Below are 18,049 nucleotides of genomic sequence, written 5' to 3'. Positions count from 1 at the left end.
TGCTGCCCGCGGTGCCGCCGGCGTTGGTGACCAGGTTGGGCAGCGAGTCGGGCTCGATGACGGTGGCGATCCGCAGGCCCGCGTACTTCGGGTCGGACAGGATCGAGGCGATCGGGTCGATGTACTGGGTCTTGTACTTGTCGATGTCGTTCGGTCCGAGCTCGCCGTTGGAGGCGAGGGCCGAGCAGTCGCGTCCGGGCAGGTCGTAGATGACCAGCTGGATGACCAGCTCGCCGGAGCCCTTCTGCTTCAGGGCCTCGTCGAGGTGGGCCTTGAGGCCCATGCCGCCGTTGACGCCGTTGATCGCGGCGATCCGGTCGAGCCAGACGGCGGTGGACTGGTTGGAGATGCGGCTGCCGCCCGGCTCGGCCGCCGCGTGCGCCGACCACTCGGGGTTCACGTACCCCTTGGCGCCGACGTACGGGTTGTCGAGCTTGCCGCCGGGGGGCGGGGTGGTGGGGGGCGGTGTGGTCGGGGGCGGGGTGGTGGGATCGCCGCCACCGCCGTCGACGTTGCAGGTGACGCCGTCGAGGGTGAAGGTCGCGGGAATCGCGTTGGTCCCGCTGTAGGTGCCCTGGAAGCCGAAGCTGGTCGAGGCGCCGGTGGCGAGGGTGCCGTTGTAGCTCTCGTTGGCGGCGGTGACGGCGGTGCCGCTCTGGGTGATCTTCGCGTTCCAGCCGCTGGTGACCTTCTGGTCGCCGGCATAGGACCACTTCAGCGACCAACTGGACTTCGCGGCGCTGTTGTTGGTGATGGTGACGGCGGCGGTGAAGCCGGTGGACCACTGGTTCTGCACCTGGTAGTCGACGGTGCAGGGGGCGGCGGAGGTGCCGGCGTTGGCGGGTGCGACGGCGAGGGCCATGCCCGTGCCCCCGGCGACGAGGGTCAGGGCGGCGAGCATCGCTGTTCTGCTGCGGCTCATGATGTGGGGTATTCCTCCTGTTGGGGAACTTGCCGAGGTGACTTACGGGTTGAGGGCGCGCAGATGGTCGCGCAGCCCGGCGCCGTACGCCGTGGGCGTACCGTCGTAGTCGGAGATCAGGGACGGGCCCGAGGAGCAGTCCCAGGTGTTCCAGGTCCATCCCAGGTAGGACAGGTTGTGGTCGTCGAACCACTTCATGACCTGGTCGACGAACCCGTGTGAGCAGGTGTTCTCGCCGATCTCCCCCGCGACCAGCGGCACCTGGGCCGCGACCGGGGCGATCGTGGAGTTCCAGCAGCTCTCGTTCGAGCAGGTGTTGAAGTTGTAGACGTGGTAGGCGGCGACGAGATTGCCGGCCGGGTCGGCCGGCTTGTACGTCAGCCACTGGCTCAGGTCGTTGGAGTACGCGAGCCCGCCCGCCATGATCACGTTCTTGGCGCCGGTGCCGCGCACCGCGTCGACCAGGTCCTGCATGCCGGCGACCTCGTAGCCGATGCCGGGGCAGGTGCCGCCGTCGCGCCAGCACTTCCAGGCGTCGGTGACGCTGGAGGTCGCCCGGTCCGGGTACGGCTCGTTGAACAGGTCGAACACGACGGACTGGTCGTCCTTGAAGGTGCTCGCGACCGACTTCCAGAACGACGGGGTGTACTGGGCGTCGGGCATCGGCTTCTGGCAGGTGGCGTGCACGTCGGAGCAGCCCGCCGAGTTGCCGGTGTACTGGCCGTTGGTCCAGTGCAGTTCGACGATCGGGGTCATGCCGTGCGCCTCGACGCGGGCCACCAGGTCCTTGACGGCGCCGATGTAGTTCGCGCCCGCATACTCGGGCTTGATGTTGGAAAGTCCCAGCCAGCACTCCTCGTTGAGGGGGATGCGGACGGCGTTCGCCTTCCAGTCGGCGATCGCCTTGACGGCGGCGTCGTCGACGGGGCCGTCGAAGATGCCGTAGCCCTGGACGCACATGAACTCGCCGCCGGACCGGTTCACGCCGAGCAGCCGGCGGTTCTTGCCGTCGGCGTCCACCAGCTTGTTGCCGGAGACGTGCAGCGCGGGGGCCGTGCCGCTCGTCGGCGGATCCGTGGGCGGCGGTGTCGACGGCGGTGGTGTCGTCGGCTCGGAATCCACGTTGCAGGTGGTGCCGTTGAGCTTGAACGTGGTCGGCACGGCGCCGACGCCCGACGAGGAGCCGAGGAACCCGGCGCTGACGCTCGCGCCGGTGCCGAGAGAGCCGTTCCAGCTCTCGTTGGCCGCGGTCACCGTCGTGCCGGACTGGGACCACTTGGCGTTCCAGCCCTGGGTGACCTTCTGGCCGTCCGCCAGGTCGAAGGTCAGGCTCCAACTGTTCAGCGCGGCACGGTTGTTGGTGATGTTCACGGCGGCCTGGAAACCGTTCGCCCACTGACTGGTGACGGAGTACTCCACCGTGCAGGCGGGTGTGGCTCCCTGTGCCGTGACCACCGGAACCACCACGCTCCCGACGAGCGCGACCGCACCGGCGACGGCTAAAAGTACTGAACGCGGGGGGTGTCGCATGAGCGACTCCTTGCAGATCGGGCGTGCCGTGACGGACGCGTCGACTGATGGAACCGCTCCCACTGGTGCGAGTGAAGGTAGCGCCAAGTGACGGCAAAGAACAGGGGGGTCACGGATTTTCGCCGACTTTCCCTCAACCGTGCAGCACAGGAGGGGGTCGGCCGCCGGGCGCATCATTTCGACCCTTCAAGTACTTGACCGACCCCACCCCCATCCGCACTATGGGAGCGCTCCCACTGGTTCATGGCTTGTTGCTCCTCCCCCACCTTCTTCTCGAGCCGCAAGGAGGAACCAGCACATGCACCCCAGACGCAGACGCCGCGTCGCGCGGCGTTTGTGGACCGCCGTGGTGGCGGCCCTCGCGCTTCCGACGACCATGCTGGCCACGGGTTCCACCGCCGCGCACGCGGCGGGACTCCAGTGCAGCGTGGACTACAAGACCAACGACTGGGGCTCCGGCTTCACCGCCGACCTCACCATCACCAACCGCGGCACCGACGCCATCAACGGCTGGACGCTGACGTACGCCTACTCGGGCAACCAGAAGCTCTCGAACGGCTGGAACGGCAGCTGGTCGCAGTCCGGGCAGTCGGTCACCGTGAAGAACGCCTCGTACAACGGGACCATCGCCGCCGGGGCCGCCGTGAACACCGGCGCCCAGTTCAGCTACAGCGGCACCAACACCGCTCCCACCGGCTTCGCCATCAACGGCACCACCTGCGCCGGCGCGCACCAGCCGCCGATCACGGTGCTGACCAGCCCGACCGCGGGCGCCACCTACTCCCAGGGCGAGGCGGTGCCGCTGGCGGCGACCGCGGCGGCGGCCGACAACGCGACCATCAGCAAGGTCGAGTTCTACGACGACACCACCCTGCTCGGCACGGACACCAGCGCGCCGTACTCGTTCTCGACCTCTGGCTTGTCCGTGGGCAGTCATTCCCTGGTGGCGAAGGCGTACGACAGCCTGGGCGCCTCCGCGGAGTCCACTCCGGTCGGCATCACGGTCGCCTCGGGTCCCGCCGTGGTGGCCTCACCGACCCAACTGGGCGTCCAGCAGGGCAAGTCGGGTACCTTCGACGTGAAGCTCTCGACGCAGCCCAGCGCGAACGTGACGGTGAGCGTGGCCCGCACGGACGGCAACACCGGCCTGTCCGTGGCCGGCGGCTCCTCGCTCACCTTCACGCCGTCCAACTGGAGCACGGCGCAGAAGGTGACCATCACCGCCGACTCCTCCGGCACCGGCGCGGCGACCTTCACGGTCTCGGCCCCCGGCCACTCCAAGGCCACGGTCACCGTCACGGAGCTGGCCGCCTCCAAGGCGTACGACGCCCGCTTCCTCGACCTGTACGGGAAGATCACCAACCCGGCGAACGGCTACTTCTCGCCCGAGGGCATCCCGTACCACTCGGTGGAGACACTGATCGTCGAGGCGCCCGACTACGGCCACGAGACCACCTCGGAGGCCTACAGCTACCTGCTCTGGCTGCAGGCGATGTACGGCAAGGTGACGGGCGACTGGTCCAAGTTCAACAACGCCTGGGGAATCATGGAGAAGTACATGATCCCCACCCACGCGGACCAGCCCACCAACTCCTTCTACAACGCCTCCAAGCCGGCCACGTACGCGCCCGAGGAGGACACCCCGGACCAGTACCCGGCCAAGCTCGACACCTCCGTCTCGGTCGGCTCCGACCCCATCGCGGGTGAGCTGAAGTCCGCCTACGGCACGGACGACGTCTACGGCATGCACTGGATCCAGGACGTCGACAACGTCTACGGCTACGGCGACGAGCCGGGCAAGTGCGAGGCGGGCCCGACGGCCACCGGACCGTCGTACATCAACACCTTCCAGCGCGGCCCGCAGGAGTCCGTCTGGGAGACGGTGCCCCAGCCCACCTGCGACTCCTTCAAGTACGGCGGCAAGAACGGCTACCTGGACCTGTTCACCGGCGACTCCTCCTACGCCAAGCAGTGGAAGTACACCGACGCCCCGGACGCCGACGCGCGTGCGGTGCAGGCGGCGTACTGGGCGGACGTGTGGGCCAAGCAGCAGGGCAAGGGCGGCGATGTGTCGGCCACCGTCGGCAAGGCGGCGAAGATGGGCGACTACCTGCGCTACGCGATGTACGACAAGTACTTCAAGAAGATCGGCAACTGTGTCGGGGCCTCCACCTGCCCGGCCGGCACCGGCAAGGACGCCTCGCACTACCTGCTGTCCTGGTACTACGCCTGGGGCGGCGCCACGGACACCTCGGCCGGCTGGGCCTGGCGCATCGGCTCCAGCCACGTCCACGGCGGCTACCAGAACCCGCTGGCCGCGTACGCGCTGAGCTCCTACGCCGACCTGAAGCCGAAGTCGGCGACGGGCGCGACCGACTGGAGCAAGTCGCTGCAGCGGCAGCTGGAGTTCTACCAGTGGCTGCAGTCGTCCGAGGGTGCCATCGCGGGCGGCGCGACCAACAGCTGGCAGGGCCGCTACGCCACCCCGCCGTCCGGCACGCCGACCTTCTACGGCATGTACTACGACGAGGCGCCGGTCTACCACGACCCGCCGTCCAACCAGTGGTTCGGCTTCCAGGCCTGGTCGATGGAGCGGGTCGCCGAGTACTACCAGCAGACCGGGGACACCAAGGCGAAGGCGGTCCTCGACAAGTGGGTGAAGTGGGCGCTGTCCCAGACCACCGTCAACCCCGACGGCACCTTCCGGATCCCCTCCACCCTCCAGTGGTCCGGCAAGCCCGACACCTGGAACCCCTCCTCCCCCGGCTCCAACAGCTCGCTGCACGTCGCGGTGGCCGACTACACCGACGACGTCGGCGTGGCGGCGGCCTACGCCAAGACGCTGACGTACTACGGCGCCAAGTCGGGTGACGCGCAGGCCAAGTCGACGGCGAAGGCCCTGCTGGACGGCATGTGGAACAACGACCAGGACAGCCTGGGCGTCGCCGTCCCGGAGACCCGCACCGACTACAGCCGGTTCGGCGACAGCGTGTACGTGCCGAGCGGCTGGACCGGCACGATGCCGAACGGCGACAAGATCGACTCCTCCTCGACCTTCTCCTCCATCCGGTCCTTCTACAAGAACGACCCGGCCTGGTCGAAGATCGAGTCCTACCTCAAGGGCGGAGCCGCGCCCACGTTCACGTACCACCGGTTCTGGGCCCAGGCGGACATCGCCCTCGCCATGGGTTCCTACGCGGAGCTTCTCGAATAAGCCCCGCCTCCGCGTAGCGCGCCGGGTGGACCGCAGGCTGTGCCTGGGTCCACCCGGTCGTCGTGCACGTCCGTCTCTTCTTCCCCCCTTCTCCCGTGCTCCACGAGAGGACCCCCACCGTGCGAAGACCCCTCCGCAAGGGCCGCCTGCTCACGGCCGCGCTGGCGCTGACGGCCGGGCTGCTGGCCGGTGCTCCGTCAGCGCTCGCCGCGGGCACCGCGAACGCGACCACGACCGTCGCCGCCGACACCTACACCTGGAAGAACGCCCGGATCGACGGCGGCGGCTTCGTCCCGGGCATCGTGTTCAACCGCACCGAGAAGAACCTTGTCTACGCCCGCACCGACATCGGCGGCGCCTACCGCTGGCAGCAGTCGACGAAGACCTGGACCCCGCTGCTCGACTCGGTCGGCTGGGACGACTGGGGTCACACGGGCGTGGTCAGCCTGGCCTCCGACTCCGTGGACCCGGACAAGGTGTACGCGGCGGTCGGGACGTACACCAACAGCTGGGACCCGGGCAACGGCGCCGTGCTGCGCTCCGCGGACCGGGGCGCGAGCTGGAAGAAGACCGATCTGCCGTTCAAGCTGGGCGGCAACATGCCGGGCCGCGGGATGGGCGAACGGCTGGCGATCGACCCGAACAAGGACAGCGTGCTGTACCTGGGCGCGCCCAGCGGCAAGGGCCTGTGGCGCTCCACGGACTCGGGCGTGACCTGGTCGCAGGTGACGAGCTTCCCCAACCCCGGGAACTACCAGCAGGATCCGAACGACACGACCGGTTACGCCAACGACAACCAGGGGATCGTCTGGGTCACCTTCGACGAGTCCACGGGCACGTCGGGCAGCGCCACCAAGACGATCTACGTCGGGGTCGCCGACAAGGACAACGCGGTGTACCGCTCGACGGACGCGGGCGCGACCTGGCAGCGGCTGGCGGGCCAGCCCACCGGATACCTGGCGCACAAGGGTGTGCTGGACGCGAAGAACGGCTACCTCTACCTCGCCTACAGCGACACCGGCGGCCCGTACGACGGCGGCAAGGGCCGGCTGTACCGGTACGCGACGGCGACCGGCACCTGGACGGACATCAGCCCGGTGGCGGAGGCCGACACCTACTTCGGGTACGGCGGTCTGACCGTCGACCGCCAGCACCCGGGCACGGTGATGGCCACGGCCTACAGCTCCTGGTGGCCGGACACCCAGATCTTCCGTTCCACGGACAGCGGCGCCACCTGGACGAAGGCCTGGGACTACACGTCGTATCCCAACCGCTCGAACCGCTACACCATCGACGTCTCCTCCTCCCCCTGGCTGACCTTCGGCGCGAACCCGTCTCCGCCCGAGCAGACCCCGAAGCTGGGCTGGATGACGGAGTCCCTGGAGATCGACCCCTTCGACTCCGACCGGATGATGTACGGCACGGGCGCGACGCTCTACGGCACCGAGAACCTGACGAAGTGGGACAGCGGCGGCCAGTTCGCGGTGAAGCCGATGGTGCAGGGCCTGGAGGAGACGGCGGTGAACGACCTGGCCTCGCCTCCGTCGGGCGCCCCGCTGCTCAGCGCGCTCGGTGACATCGGCGGCTTCCGGCACACGGATCTGACCAAGGTGCCGTCGATGATGTTCACCTCGCCGACCTTCACCACGACCACGAGCCTGGACTTCGCCGAGACGAACCCGAACACGGTCGTCCGGGTGGGCGACCTCGACTCCGGCCCGCACATCGCGTTCTCGACGGACAACGGCGCCAACTGGTTCGCCGGGACGGACCCCTCGGGCGTCAGCGGCGGTGGCACGGTGGCGGCGGCCGCGGACGGCAGCCGCTTCGTGTGGAGCCCGGCCGGCACCGGCGTGCAGTACACGACGGGCTTCGGCTCGTCCTGGCAGGCGTCGAGCGGCATTCCGGCGGGCGCGGTCGTGGAGTCGGACCGGGCCGACCCCAAGCGGTTCTACGGCTTCAAGTCCGGGAAGTTCTACGTCAGCTCGGACGGCGGCGCCACCTTCACCGCCTCCTCGGCGACCGGCCTGCCCAGCGGCGACAGCGTGCGCTTCAAGGCGCTGCCCGGCACCAAGGGCGACGTGTGGCTGGCGGGCGGCGCGAGCGACGGGGCGTACGGGCTGTGGCACTCCACCGACGGGGGCACGACCTTCACCAAGCTGTCCGGCGTCGAGCAGGCCGACACCATCGGCTTCGGCAAGGCGGCGCCCGGCGCCTTGTACCAGACGCTGTACACCAGCGCGAAGATCGGCGGGGTCCGGGGCATCTTCCGCTCCACCGACAAGGGCGCGACCTGGACGCGGATCAACGACGACGCCCACCAGTGGGGCTGGACGGGTGCGGCGATCACGGGTGACCCCAGGGTCTACGGCCGCGTCTACGTCTCGACGAACGGCCGCGGGGTGATCTACGGGGACACCTCCGACACGAGCGGAGGGGGCGGCGACACCGGTGGCGGCGGTGACACGGGCGGTGGTGGTACGACTCCGCCGCCCACGGGCGCCTGCTCGGTGACGTACAAGATCACCAGCCAGTGGTCCGGTGGCTTCCAGGCCGACGTCCAGCTCACCAACACCGGCTCGACGGCCTGGAACGGCTGGGCGCTCGGCTGGTCCTTCGCCGACGGCCAGAAGGTCACGCAGGCGTGGAACACCGACTACACCCAGTCGGGGGCGTCGGTGACCGCGAAGAACGTCGGCTGGAACGCCGACGTGGCGGCCGGTTCCTCGGTGGGCTTCGGCTTCACCGGAAGCTGGTCGGGGACCAACGGAAAGCCGACCGCGTTCAAGGTCGGCGACCAGACCTGCGCGATCGGCTGACGGGACGGCGGAGGACGACAGGCAGAGGACCGCTGAAGGGCGCGTGCCGTGCGCGGCACGCGCCCTTCAGGCGCCTACGGCGTGTACATCGTGGGCCGGGTGCCGTGCTCATGCCCGCGCCAATGAATGCCTCTCAGTCGCCGACGTCCGCACGGGAGTTGCCGTGTTCGGCGGGCGGGTTCGGCGCAGGACGGGTTCAGGCGCCGGCCGGCCTGCGGAACGCCCGCAGGGTGAACACCGGGTCGGGGCGCGGGCGGTCCTGGTCGGGGAGCGCCGCGAGGCGCGCGGCGAAGGTCTCGGCGAGGGGTGCGCCGGGCGGCAGCGTGACGAACCAGCCGCGTCTGAGGTCGGCGATGGTGCGGCGGGGGCTGCGGCCCTGCCCGCGGCCCGTGAAGCGGGCCTGCCCGGCCGGCACCAGGCCGTGCTCGGCCGCGTATCCGGCGACGCGGTCCGCGGCGTCGCGGGGGGCCGGGCTGGGCGGCCGGGCGGCGAGGACGGCGTCGACGTCGCTGCCGACGTTGTGCGCGGCGGCCTTGTCGACCGTCGTGACGTACACGCCGCCGGGCCTGAGCACCCGGGCGCACTCGGCCACGATGGCCCGGGCGTCGGCGGGCGTGGGGGCCAGGTGGAGCAGCCAGACGCTGGTGACCGCGTCGAACCGGCCGTCCGGGAAGGGCAGTCGACGGCTGTCGGCGAGGACGACGGCACCGGGCAGGCGGGTGGCGGCCTGCCGGGTCATCGCGGGGGCCCGGTCCACGCCGGTCACCCGCGCTCCGTCGCGGGCGGCGGCCAGGCGGCGGGTGACGATGCCGGTGCCGCAGCCGACGTCCAGCAGTTGCCGCGTGTCCTCGGGCAGCAGGCCGAGGACCGCCTCGGCCGCGGCGGCGGCGCGGGGCTCGCCGCCGCGGGAGGCGTCGTAGCGTTCGGCTTCCTTGTCGTAGTCCAGCACGCGGCTCCCCCCTCCGGGCGCGGCTCAGCTCGCCCCGTGGACCCCTGCCAGATCCTGGACGCGGCGGGCGAGTTCGAAGTCCTTGCCGGTGACGGCGCCGCCCGCGCTGTGCGTGTTCACGGCGAGGGAGACGGTGTTGTAGCCGAGGGTGAGGTCGGAGTGGTGGTTCAGCTCCTCCTGCACCTGGGCGATGTGCACCACCATCGCGGTCGCCGCGAAGTGCGAGCCGAGCCGGAAGGAACGGGTGAGGCGGTCGCCTTCGACGGACCAGCCGGGCAGTTCGGCCAGACGGTCCTCGATCTCCTTCTGCGACAGCGGTTCCACGGGCATGGGCGCGTTTCCCTTCCTGGACGTCACGGCACCTGCGCGGTCCTGTTCAGACTGCCACAGGACCGGCGGTGCGTCGCTGGTCGCAGGGGCCGCCGGTGCCTGAAGGCTCAGTCGGGCACGCATTCGGCGGCCAGGTCGTCCGCCAGCGCGGCGATCCGGTCGCGGCCCTCGACCTGCGCCACCCAGGCGTGCGGCAGGCCGTGATCGCCGTGCCGGGCGCCGAGGATGTTGCCGCAGACGGAGCCGGTGGAGTCGCTGTCGCCCGAGTGGTTGACGGCCAGCAGCAGCGCGTCCGCCACACGGGGGACGGCCAGCGCGCTGTAGACGCCGATGGCCAGGGCCTCCTCGGCGATCCAGCCGCCGCCGAGCCGCTCGAGTCTCTCCGGGGTGGGGCTGCCCTGCGCGGCCAGGTCCAGGGCCTGCTCCAGGGCGGCGGTGGTCTCCTCGTGGCCGGGGTACCGGGCGAGCAGCCGCAGGGTGCGCAGGACCGCGCCCTCGACGGAGTCCCCGGCCACGATGTGGGCGACGATCGCGGCGAGCGCGCCGGCCGCGTAGTAGCCGGTGGGGTGGCCGTGCGTCATCTGGGCGCAGCGGGCGGCCATGGAGAAGGCGGTCCCGGGGTCGGTGCGGGTGAGCCCGAAGGGCGCCGAGCGCATCACGGCGCCGCAGCCCTTGGAGTCGGAGTTGACGGGTCCGGGCCGCCCGAGTTCGGCCTCGGGGTCGGGCACGAAGTCCTGTGCGAGGCCGGACAGGCAGGCGTTGCCGGGGGCACGGCGCGCATACAGCCACCGCTCGGTGACCAGGCCGCCGCGCGGACCGGCGTAGGAGCCGCCGCCGGTGGGCCGGGCGACCTCGCTGTCCTCGGGGCCGGTGCGGAGCTGGGTCTCCAGCCAGCGCGCGTAGGCCCAGCGCACCATGCGGGACCAGCCGCCGCCGATGCCCTTGTGCCGCTCGCGCTCGTGGGCCTGCCGGACGCCCTCCACGGTGAACAGGGTCATCTGGGTGTCGTCGCTGATCAGTCCGACCGCCCCGGCGCCGCCGGGGGAGGGCACCAGGCCGGTGACGCCGTGCGGGCCGTGCGCGGCACGGATGCGGTCCAGGGAGCTGAACTCGACCGGGTAGCCGAGGGCGTCCCCGACGGCACCGCCCAGCAGGCAGCCGCGCACCCTGGCCCGGTACACCGCCGTCGCCTCCCAGGACGGCCTCCACGGCCCGTTCATGCGCGCCCCCTCATCGACAGCCGTTCGACTACGGTCGTACTCATGACCATTGTCGCGACCGGTGCCCCCGTGCCTCCCACCGCCCCCGCCGGTCAGGGCGTGGGCCCGCTGCTGCGGGCCTGGCGGGAGCGGCGGCGGGTCAGTCAGCTGGAACTCGCCCTGCGCGCCGACTCCTCGGCCCGGCACATCAGCTTCATCGAGACCGGCCGGTCACGGCCCAGCGAGGAGATGGTGCTGCGGCTGGCCGAGCACCTGGACGTGCCGGTGCGGGAACGCAACGCGCTGCTGCTGGCCGCCGGTTACGCCCCGCACTTCCCGGAGACCTCGCTGGACGACCCGGCGCTGGGCGCGCTGCGGGAGGGCCTGGAGCGGCTGATCCGAGGTTACGAGCCGTATCCCGCGCTGGTGGTCGACGCCGTGTACGACGTGGTGGCGGCCAACCGGGGCATCACCATGCTGCTGGAGGGCGTCCCCGAGGCGCTGCTGGCCCCGCCGCTGAACGCGATGCGGCTGACCCTGCACCCGGAGGGTCTCGCGCCGCGCATCCGCAACCTGCGCGAGTGGCGCGGGCATCTGCTGGCACAGATGGAGCGTCAGATCGCGCTGCACCGCTCGGGAGCGCTGCGCGCGCTGTACGAGGAGGTGGCGGCCTACCCGGTGGCGGAGAAGGTCGGCGCCGTCGTGGAGGAGCCGGAGGAGGACGTGCCGTACTTCGCGCTGCCGATGCGGATCGAGCACGAGGGGCGGGTGCTGTCGTTCGTCTCGTCGATCTCCACCTTCAACACGCCCATGGACGTGACGGTGGCCGAACTGGCGATCGAGACGTTTCTGCCGGCCGACCCGGCGACGGTGAAGTACCTTCACTCCATGGTCTCTTGAGGCATCGTGAGAGACTGCTGGCTGGACTTCGGCGCGTTCGGGGAGGCGTGGCGTGAGTGAGCGGCGGCCCGCGCCCACCGTGGGCCAGGTGGTGCTCGGCAGAAGGCTTCAGGAACTGCGGGAGGCGGCCGGCCTGTCCCGCGAGGAGGCGGCGCGGGTGCTGCGGGTGGCCGCGGCGACCGTGCGGCGCATGGAGCTGGCCGAGGTCGCGCTGCGGATCCCGTACGTGCAGATGCTGCTGCCGACGTACGGGGTGGGCGAGGAGGAGGCCGCCGCGTTCGTGCGGCTCGCCGAGGAGGCCAACCAGCCGGGCTGGTGGCAGCGGTTCCACGACGTGCTGCCGGACTGGTTCAGCCTGTATGTGAGTTTGGAGGGCGCCGCCCGGCTGATCCGCTCCTACGAGCCGCACTTCGTGCCCGGACTGCTGCAGACCGAGGAGTACGCGCGGGCCGTGCTGGAGGCCGGGACGGTCGGGCAGACCGGCCCGGAGGCGATCGAGCGGCATGTGTCACTGCGCATGACCCGGCAGGAGCTGCTGGAGCGGGACGACGCGCCGCACCTGTGGGTGATCGTCGAGGAGACGGTGCTGCGGCGGCCGGTGAGCATCCGCGGCGCGGTGATGCGCGGACAGCTGGACAAGCTGCTGGAGTACACCGAGCGGGACCGGGTGACGGTGCAGATCGCCGAGTTCGCGGACGGTCCCCACCCGGGGACGTACGCGCCGTTCTCGCTGTTCCGCTTCGCCGAGCCGGAGCTGCCGGACATGGTCTACACCGAGTATCTGACCGGCGCGCTGTACCTGGACTCCCGCAAGGAGGTCGCGGCGCACCTGGAGGTGCTCGACCACATGACGGCGCGCGCCGCCTCGGCGGAACGCACCCGCAAGCTGCTGCGCGAGTGCCGCGAGAACTTCTGAGACCTCCTTTTCACCGTCCATCTTCCAACTTCCGACGCCCCGACCGAGCCGAGGAGTCACAGCCGTATGACCGGATCCGACGCCGCGCCCGTCCGTCTCGACACCAGCCGCCCGCATCCGGCGCGGGTGTACGACTGGTGGCTGGGCGGCAAGGACAACTACCCGGTGGACGAGGAACTGGCCCGCCGGATCCTCGCCGTCGACGAGACCGCCGTGCGCGGGGCGCGCGCCAACCGCCGGTTCATGCACCGGGCGGTCCGGGTGGCGGCCGAGGCCGGGATCCGGCAGTTCCTCGACATCGGCACCGGCATCCCGACCGAGCCCAATCTGCACCAGGTGGCCCAGCGGATCGCGCCGGAGTCGCGGGTCGTGTACGCCGACAACGACCCGATCGTGCTGCGGCACGCGCAGGCGCTGCTGCGGGGCTCCGCCGAGGGCTGCACCGAGTACGTGCACGCCGACGTCCGCGACCCCGACACGATTCTGCGGGCGGCCGCGGAGTCGCTGGACCTCTCCCGGCCGGTCGCCCTGTCGCTGGTCGCGCTGACGCACTACCTGGGTGACGCGGCCGACGGCGACGACGTGCACGGCCTGCTGAAGCGGTACGTCGACGCCCTCGCGCCGGGCAGCCACCTGATCCTGTCGCAGGTGACGCCGGACCTGAACCCGGAGGCCGTGGCGAAGGCCGCCGGCCTGTTCCGCCAGGGCGGCACGCCCTTCTACCCCCGCTCCCTCGCCGAGTTCTCCCGCTTCTTCGACGGCCTGCGGCTGCTGGGGCCGGGCATCATCCCGGTCACCGGCTGGCGCCCGGACCCGGAGGACGTGACCGCCCAGACGGAGGGCATCGTGCCCGTCTACGCGGGCGTGGCCGTCAAGCCCTGACCGGCCACCGCCCCGACCGGGGGCGACTCCGTGCGAGGCCGCCCCGGACTCACCTCCGGGGCCACCCGGACGGCCGGCCCAGTCCCGGGCCACCGCCCGTGCGATCAGCACGTGGACGCGGTGCCGGCCGCCCGCGCGACCAGCACGCGTACATGGCACGGCCTTCTACGCACGGACACGGCCGTACTTCGGCCCACCCACGACGCCGGAACCGGCACCCGAGGCCCCGGCCGTCCGACACCCCGGGCCGGGCCCCGTTCGTCCGACCGCCCCGGGCAGGCGCGTCGCCGGGCACACGGGCGCGCCGCCTCACCGCGTCAGGCGGCTCCGCCCTTGGTGTCGCGCTCGTCGTCGACGATCTCGGCGTCGACCACGCCCTCGTCCTCCTGGCCGGGGCGTGGGGTCTGCTGTTGGTCACCGGCCTCCGTCGAGGTGGGCTGGGACTGGGCGTACATGGCCTGGCCCATCTTCTGGCTGACGGAGGCGAGTTTCTCGACGCCGGTGCGCAGGGGGGCGGTGTCGGCGTTCTGTTCCAGGAGGGTTTTCAGCTCGGCGGCGGCGGCCTCCACCTCGGCCTTGGTGTCCGCGGGGATGCGGTCGCCGTTTTCGCGGATGAAGTTCTCGGTCTGGTAGACGAGTTGTTCGGCCTGGTTGCGGGTCTCGGCGGCCTCGCGGCGCTTGCGGTCCTCCTCGGCGTACTGCTCGGCCTCCCGCATCATGCGGTCGATGTCCTCCTTGGGCAGGGCCGAGCCGCCGGTCACCGTCATCTTCTGCTCGCGGCCGGTGGCCAGGTCCTTCGCCGACACGTGCATGATGCCGTTCGCGTCGATGTCGAAGGCCACCTCGATCTGCGGGACCCCGCGCGGGGCGGGCGGCAGGCCGGTCAGGTCGAAGACGCCCAGCTTCTTGTTGTACGCGGCGATCTCCCGCTCGCCCTGGTAGACCTGGATGCCCACCGAGGGCTGGTTGTCGGTGGCCGTCGTGAAGATCTCCGAACGCCGGGTCGGAATGGTCGTGTTGCGCTCGATCAGCTTGGTCATGATGCCGCCCTTGGTCTCGATGCCCAGGGACAGCGGCGTGACGTCGAGCAGCAGGACGTCCTTGACGTCGCCGCGCAGCACGCCCGCCTGGAGGGCGGCGCCCACGGCGACCACCTCGTCGGGGTTGACGCCCTTGTGCGGGTCCTTGCCGGTGAGGTCGCGCACCAGGTCGGTGACGGCGGGCATGCGGGTGGAGCCGCCGACGAGGATCACGTGGTCGACGCTGGACAGCTTGATCCCGGCGTCCTTGACCGCCTGGTGGAAGGGCTGCTTGCACCGGTCCAGCAGGTCGGCGGTGAGCTCCTGGAACTGGGCGCGGGTGAGCTTCTCCTCCAGGTGCAGCGGGCCCTCGGCGGAGGCGGTGATGTAGGGCAGGTTGATCGTGGTCTCCGAGGACGACGACAGTTCGATCTTGGCCTTCTCCGCCGCCTCGCGCAGCCGCTGCACCGCCATCTTGTCGGCCGCCAGGTCGACGCCGTACTGCCCCTTGAACCGCTTGGCCAGGTGCTCGACGACCCGCTGGTCCCAGTCGTCGCCGCCGAGGTGGGTGTCGCCGTTGGTGGCCTTGACCTCGATCACGCCCTCGCCGATCTCCAGGAGGGACACGTCGAAGGTGCCGCCGCCGAGGTCGAAGACGAGGACGGTCTGCTCCTCGCCCCGGTCGAGGCCGTAGGCGAGCGCGGCGGCGGTGGGCTCGTTGATGATCCTGAGCACCTTCAGGCCGGCGATCTCCCCGGCCTCCTTGGTCGCCTGCCGCTGGGCGTCGTCGAAGTACGCCGGTACGGTGATCACCGCGTCGGTGACGTCCTCGCCGAGGTAGGCCTCCGCGTCCCGCTTCAGCTTCTGCAGGACCCGCGCGGACAGCTCCTGTGCCTGGTAGCGGGTGCCGTCGACGGAGCCCTGCTCGGGGAAGCGCCACTGCGCCTCGCCCATGTGGCGCTTGACGGAGCGGGCGGTGCGCTCCACGTTCGTCACGGCCTGCCGCTTGGCGACCTCGCCGACCAGCACCTCACCGCTCTTGGCGAACGCCACCACCGACGGCGTGGTCCGCGCGCCCTCGGCGTTGGCGACGACGGTGGGCTCGCCGCCCTCCAGGACCGCCACCACCGAGTTCGTCGTCCCGAGATCGATCCCGACCGCGCGTGCCATCTCCGTCCCCTTTCCACCGCCGGTTGTTCCGCCGGTTCCAGCAGGGCACCGTCCCGTACTCCAGCACAAAACCTGAGTGGGGCGTTGTCAATGCCGGGGTGCGACGCCCGTCGCCGTCCCCGCACGACGCCGCTCCGACTCCTGTGGTCCGGGTACCCCGGTGGCCGGAAACGACGACGCCGCGCCCCGGATCGGGGCGCGGCGCGCAGGAGTGCTCGAGCCGTCCGCGGCGCGTCAGGCCAGCTTCGCCTCCAGGGTGATCGTCGTGCCGGTGAGGGCCTGGCTGACCGGGCAGTTCTTCTTGGCGTCCTCGGCGGCGGCGACGAACGCGTCGTTGTCGATGCCGGGGACCGTCCCCTCGACGGTGAGGTGGATGCCGGTGATGCCCTCACCCGGCTGGAAGGTGACGTCGGCCTTGGTCCGGATCCTGGTGGGCGGGGTGCCGGCGCCGGCCAGGCCGTGCGACAGCGCCATGGAGAAGCAGCTGGAGTGGGCGGCGGCGATCAGTTCCTCGGGGCTGGTCTTCCCGTTCGCCTGCTCGGCGCGCGACGGCCACGACACCGGCTGCTGGCCGATGCCGGAGGAGTCGAAGGTGACGACGCCGCTGCCCTCGAGCAGGTTGCCTTCCCAGTCGGTGTGAGCGGTGCGCGTGGTTGCCACGGTGTGTTCCATACCTTTCGCCTAGGTGCCCGTTTCCGGGGTTTGCCTGCCCTCCATCCGATCACATCAACGCCCCGCACACCCGTCGAACGGGCCACGACCTGCCGGAGAAGGTCGGTGAATCCCCTGCCGGGCGGCGCGGTGAGGGCCTACAGTCCGTTCCATGGTCGAACTCTTCCAAGTCCTCGGGGGAATCGCGGGATTTGGTGGGGTCGCTCTCGGCGTCCTGTACCTGCTCTACCGGGACCTCGTGCGCGACATCATCCGCAGGCGAATGTTCCGGACCCTCACCTCCGGCCAGGCCACGGCCCTCTTCGGCGCGGTCGTCGTGCTCGCCTTCGCCGTCGCGATCCTCGGGATCTTCGCCACGCTCGCCGAGAGCAAGAGCGTCCGCCAGTTCGTCGTGCTCGTGGGCATGCTCCTGCTGTTCCTGCTGGCGGTGCTGCTCATCACGGTGCGCACGGTCACCGGGCAGGCGGCCCGCGCGAAGGACGGCGGCCGCAGCCCCGCCGAGCGCTCCCTGGCCGCGGTGCGCCGGCATGTCGAGGGCGGCGAACCCGACCAGGCCGAACGCGCCCTGGACGCGTCCCGGCTGGCACGGGACTCGTCGGTCTTCTGGTACTGGAAGGCCCGGATAGCGCTGACCCGCGACAACCTGGACGTGGCGTCCGGCTACGTCGAGGAGGCGCTGAAACTCGACGGCCGGGACCCGTACAGCATCGCGCTCAAGATCGAGCTGCTGTTGCTGGCCAACGACCCCGACCGGCGGGACCGGGCCGCGCGCCTGTCCGAGGAGAGCACCGGCCTGAGCGGCGAACTCGACGCGTGGCTGCGGCAGTTGCGGGCCGAGGGAATGTTCGGAGGCGGGGTGCGCACCCGCACGGGACTCGAGGCCCGGTGCCCGCTCCCCGCCCGTACCACGGAGGATGTCCATGCCGAGTGAGCCCCACAGCGGCGACCGGAGGCGGAAGGCCGTCGTGTACGTCGGTCCGCCCGCCGTCATCGGCCGGGACCGTACGGTCGACGACCTGGACCGGGAGGCGAGAGCACAGGCCCACGCGTCGCGGCTGGACCCGCTGCCCGACACGGCCACCACACCGGCGCAGGCCCAGGCACTGCTCACGGAGCATCCGGACGCGGTCCTCGTCGTCCATCCCGGTACCGAACGGCCGGACCGGCTCCCCGAGCCGGGCCGCGCGCTGTGGGGCCTGCTGTGCGGCGGCGCCGCGTTACGGCTGTGCGATCCGGACCCGGCGACACCACCCCCGGCGCCCGCGCGCCCGGCCTCGGCGCGTCCCGGCCGCTGGGAGGCGCTGACGGTGGTGGAGCTGCCGCGGGCGGACGCACCGCCGCACGGCGGCACGGACCGGCACGCGCGGCGCGAGGCGGAGTGCCGCGCCGACGCCGCACGGCACGGCCTGCGGGACACGTACACCCTCGCGGAGTCCCCGCACGACTGGGTGCGCGGAATGTTCTACAGCTCGAGCGGCGTGACGGCCGTCGTCCACCCGGACATCACCGAGCCGGATCCCGACAGCC

At 71.2% G+C, this 18,049-nt stretch carries 13 protein-coding genes and 1 pseudogene; 7 read left to right on the top strand and 7 right to left on the bottom strand.

Annotated elements, in window-relative coordinates; genetic code table 11:
• Positions 1–922 (bottom strand): cellulose binding domain-containing protein (locus tag IE318_RS13720; protein ID WP_189900078.1); only part of this gene is annotated, 922 nt, incomplete at its 3' end.
• 42 nt (positions 923–964) lie between these two features.
• On the bottom strand, positions 965–2,452 hold the full coding sequence (locus IE318_RS13715; RefSeq protein WP_189900076.1) for a cellulase family glycosylhydrolase: 1,488 nt from the start codon (positions 2,450–2,452) through the stop codon (positions 965–967).
• A gap of 298 nt (positions 2,453–2,750) precedes the next feature.
• On the opposite strand from IE318_RS13715, the gene IE318_RS13710 reads away from it, so the two are divergent.
• Together IE318_RS13710 and IE318_RS13705 are read left to right on the top strand one after the other, a co-directional pair.
• The gene (locus IE318_RS13710) at positions 2,751–5,666 is read left to right on the top strand and encodes a glycoside hydrolase family 48 protein (RefSeq protein WP_189900074.1); all 2,916 of its coding nucleotides are present in this window, start codon (positions 2,751–2,753) and stop codon (positions 5,664–5,666) included.
• Between the two features lie 119 nt (positions 5,667–5,785).
• Entirely contained in the window at positions 5,786–8,485 is a 2,700-nt protein-coding gene (locus tag IE318_RS13705) for a cellulose binding domain-containing protein (protein WP_189900072.1), read from the top strand.
• A 196-nt stretch (positions 8,486–8,681) separates the two neighbouring features.
• Here IE318_RS13705 and IE318_RS13700 read toward each other — a convergent pair whose 3' ends face one another.
• The 3 genes from IE318_RS13700 to IE318_RS13690 form a co-directional block, all read right to left on the bottom strand.
• A complete protein-coding gene (locus IE318_RS13700; protein WP_189900069.1) occupies positions 8,682–9,434 on the bottom strand; it encodes a class I SAM-dependent methyltransferase in 753 nt (250 codons plus the stop codon).
• A 24-nt stretch (positions 9,435–9,458) separates the two neighbouring features.
• Positions 9,459–9,764, bottom strand: coding sequence for a 4a-hydroxytetrahydrobiopterin dehydratase (locus IE318_RS13695; protein ID WP_189900067.1), 306 nt, complete (start codon positions 9,762–9,764; stop codon positions 9,459–9,461).
• Between the two features lie 107 nt (positions 9,765–9,871).
• Positions 9,872–10,984 (bottom strand): ADP-ribosylglycohydrolase family protein, encoded by a 1,113-nt coding sequence (locus IE318_RS13690; protein WP_189900065.1) that lies wholly within the window; start codon positions 10,982–10,984, stop codon positions 9,872–9,874.
• Between the two features lie 42 nt (positions 10,985–11,026).
• Here IE318_RS13690 and IE318_RS13685 point away from each other — a divergent pair, with 42 nt between their 5' ends.
• The 3 genes from IE318_RS13685 to IE318_RS13675 all read left to right on the top strand — a co-directional run bounded on the left by IE318_RS13685 (position 11,027) and on the right by IE318_RS13675 (position 13,661).
• Entirely contained in the window at positions 11,027–11,863 is an 837-nt protein-coding gene (locus IE318_RS13685) for a helix-turn-helix domain-containing protein (RefSeq protein ID WP_189900063.1), read from the top strand.
• Between the two features lie 52 nt (positions 11,864–11,915).
• Positions 11,916–12,779 (top strand): Sco1979 family transcriptional regulator, encoded by an 864-nt coding sequence (locus IE318_RS13680; RefSeq protein ID WP_030170764.1) that lies wholly within the window; start codon positions 11,916–11,918, stop codon positions 12,777–12,779.
• A gap of 66 nt (positions 12,780–12,845) precedes the next feature.
• Positions 12,846–13,661: an SAM-dependent methyltransferase gene (locus IE318_RS13675; protein WP_030170761.1), complete on the top strand. Its 816-nt coding sequence runs from the start codon at positions 12,846–12,848 to the stop codon at positions 13,659–13,661.
• A 317-nt stretch (positions 13,662–13,978) separates the two neighbouring features.
• Here IE318_RS13675 and dnaK read toward each other — a convergent pair whose 3' ends face one another.
• Together dnaK and IE318_RS13665 are read right to left on the bottom strand one after the other, a co-directional pair.
• Complete coding sequence (dnaK, locus tag IE318_RS13670; RefSeq protein WP_189900061.1) at positions 13,979–15,850, bottom strand: molecular chaperone DnaK; 1,872 nt, start codon at positions 15,848–15,850, stop codon at positions 13,979–13,981.
• Between the two features lie 234 nt (positions 15,851–16,084).
• Positions 16,085–16,510 carry an OsmC family protein gene (locus tag IE318_RS13665; RefSeq protein WP_189900054.1) on the bottom strand — a complete coding sequence of 142 codons (426 nt, stop codon included), beginning with the start codon at positions 16,508–16,510 and terminating at the stop codon, positions 16,085–16,087.
• A gap of 163 nt (positions 16,511–16,673) precedes the next feature.
• Between IE318_RS13665 and IE318_RS13660 the strand changes: the two genes are divergently transcribed.
• Entirely contained in the window at positions 16,674–17,453 is a 780-nt protein-coding gene (locus IE318_RS13660; RefSeq protein ID WP_229903503.1) for a tetratricopeptide repeat protein, read from the top strand.
• Positions 17,443–18,049: pseudogene (locus IE318_RS13655) on the top strand (hypothetical protein); the annotation flags it as partial. The gene IE318_RS13660 and the pseudogene IE318_RS13655, both read left to right, overlap by 11 nt.

The sequence above is a fragment of the Streptomyces spiralis genome (assembly GCF_014654675.1).
In the GTDB taxonomy this organism is placed as follows: Bacteria; Actinomycetota; Actinomycetes; order Streptomycetales; family Streptomycetaceae; genus Streptomyces; species Streptomyces spiralis.
This window is presented reverse-complemented; position numbering and strand designations above follow the sequence as displayed.

Excerpts from the sequence above, each read along its gene's own strand:
- IE318_RS13690 (WP_189900065.1), bottom strand. The coding sequence starts at position 10,984 with ATGAACGGGCCGTGGAGGCCGTCCTGGGAGGCGACGGCGGTGTACCGG.
- dnaK (WP_189900061.1), bottom strand. The coding sequence starts at position 15,850 with ATGGCACGCGCGGTCGGGATCGATCTCGGGACGACGAACTCGGTGGTG.
- IE318_RS13675 (WP_030170761.1), top strand. The coding sequence starts at position 12,846 with ATGACCGGATCCGACGCCGCGCCCGTCCGTCTCGACACCAGCCGCCCG.
- IE318_RS13660 (WP_229903503.1), top strand. The coding sequence starts at position 16,674 with ATGGTCGAACTCTTCCAAGTCCTCGGGGGAATCGCGGGATTTGGTGGG.
- IE318_RS13715 (WP_189900076.1), bottom strand. The coding sequence starts at position 2,452 with ATGCGACACCCCCCGCGTTCAGTACTTTTAGCCGTCGCCGGTGCGGTC.
- IE318_RS13710 (WP_189900074.1), top strand. The coding sequence starts at position 2,751 with ATGCACCCCAGACGCAGACGCCGCGTCGCGCGGCGTTTGTGGACCGCC.
- IE318_RS13685 (WP_189900063.1), top strand. The coding sequence starts at position 11,027 with ATGACCATTGTCGCGACCGGTGCCCCCGTGCCTCCCACCGCCCCCGCC.
- IE318_RS13695 (WP_189900067.1), bottom strand. The coding sequence starts at position 9,764 with ATGCCCGTGGAACCGCTGTCGCAGAAGGAGATCGAGGACCGTCTGGCC.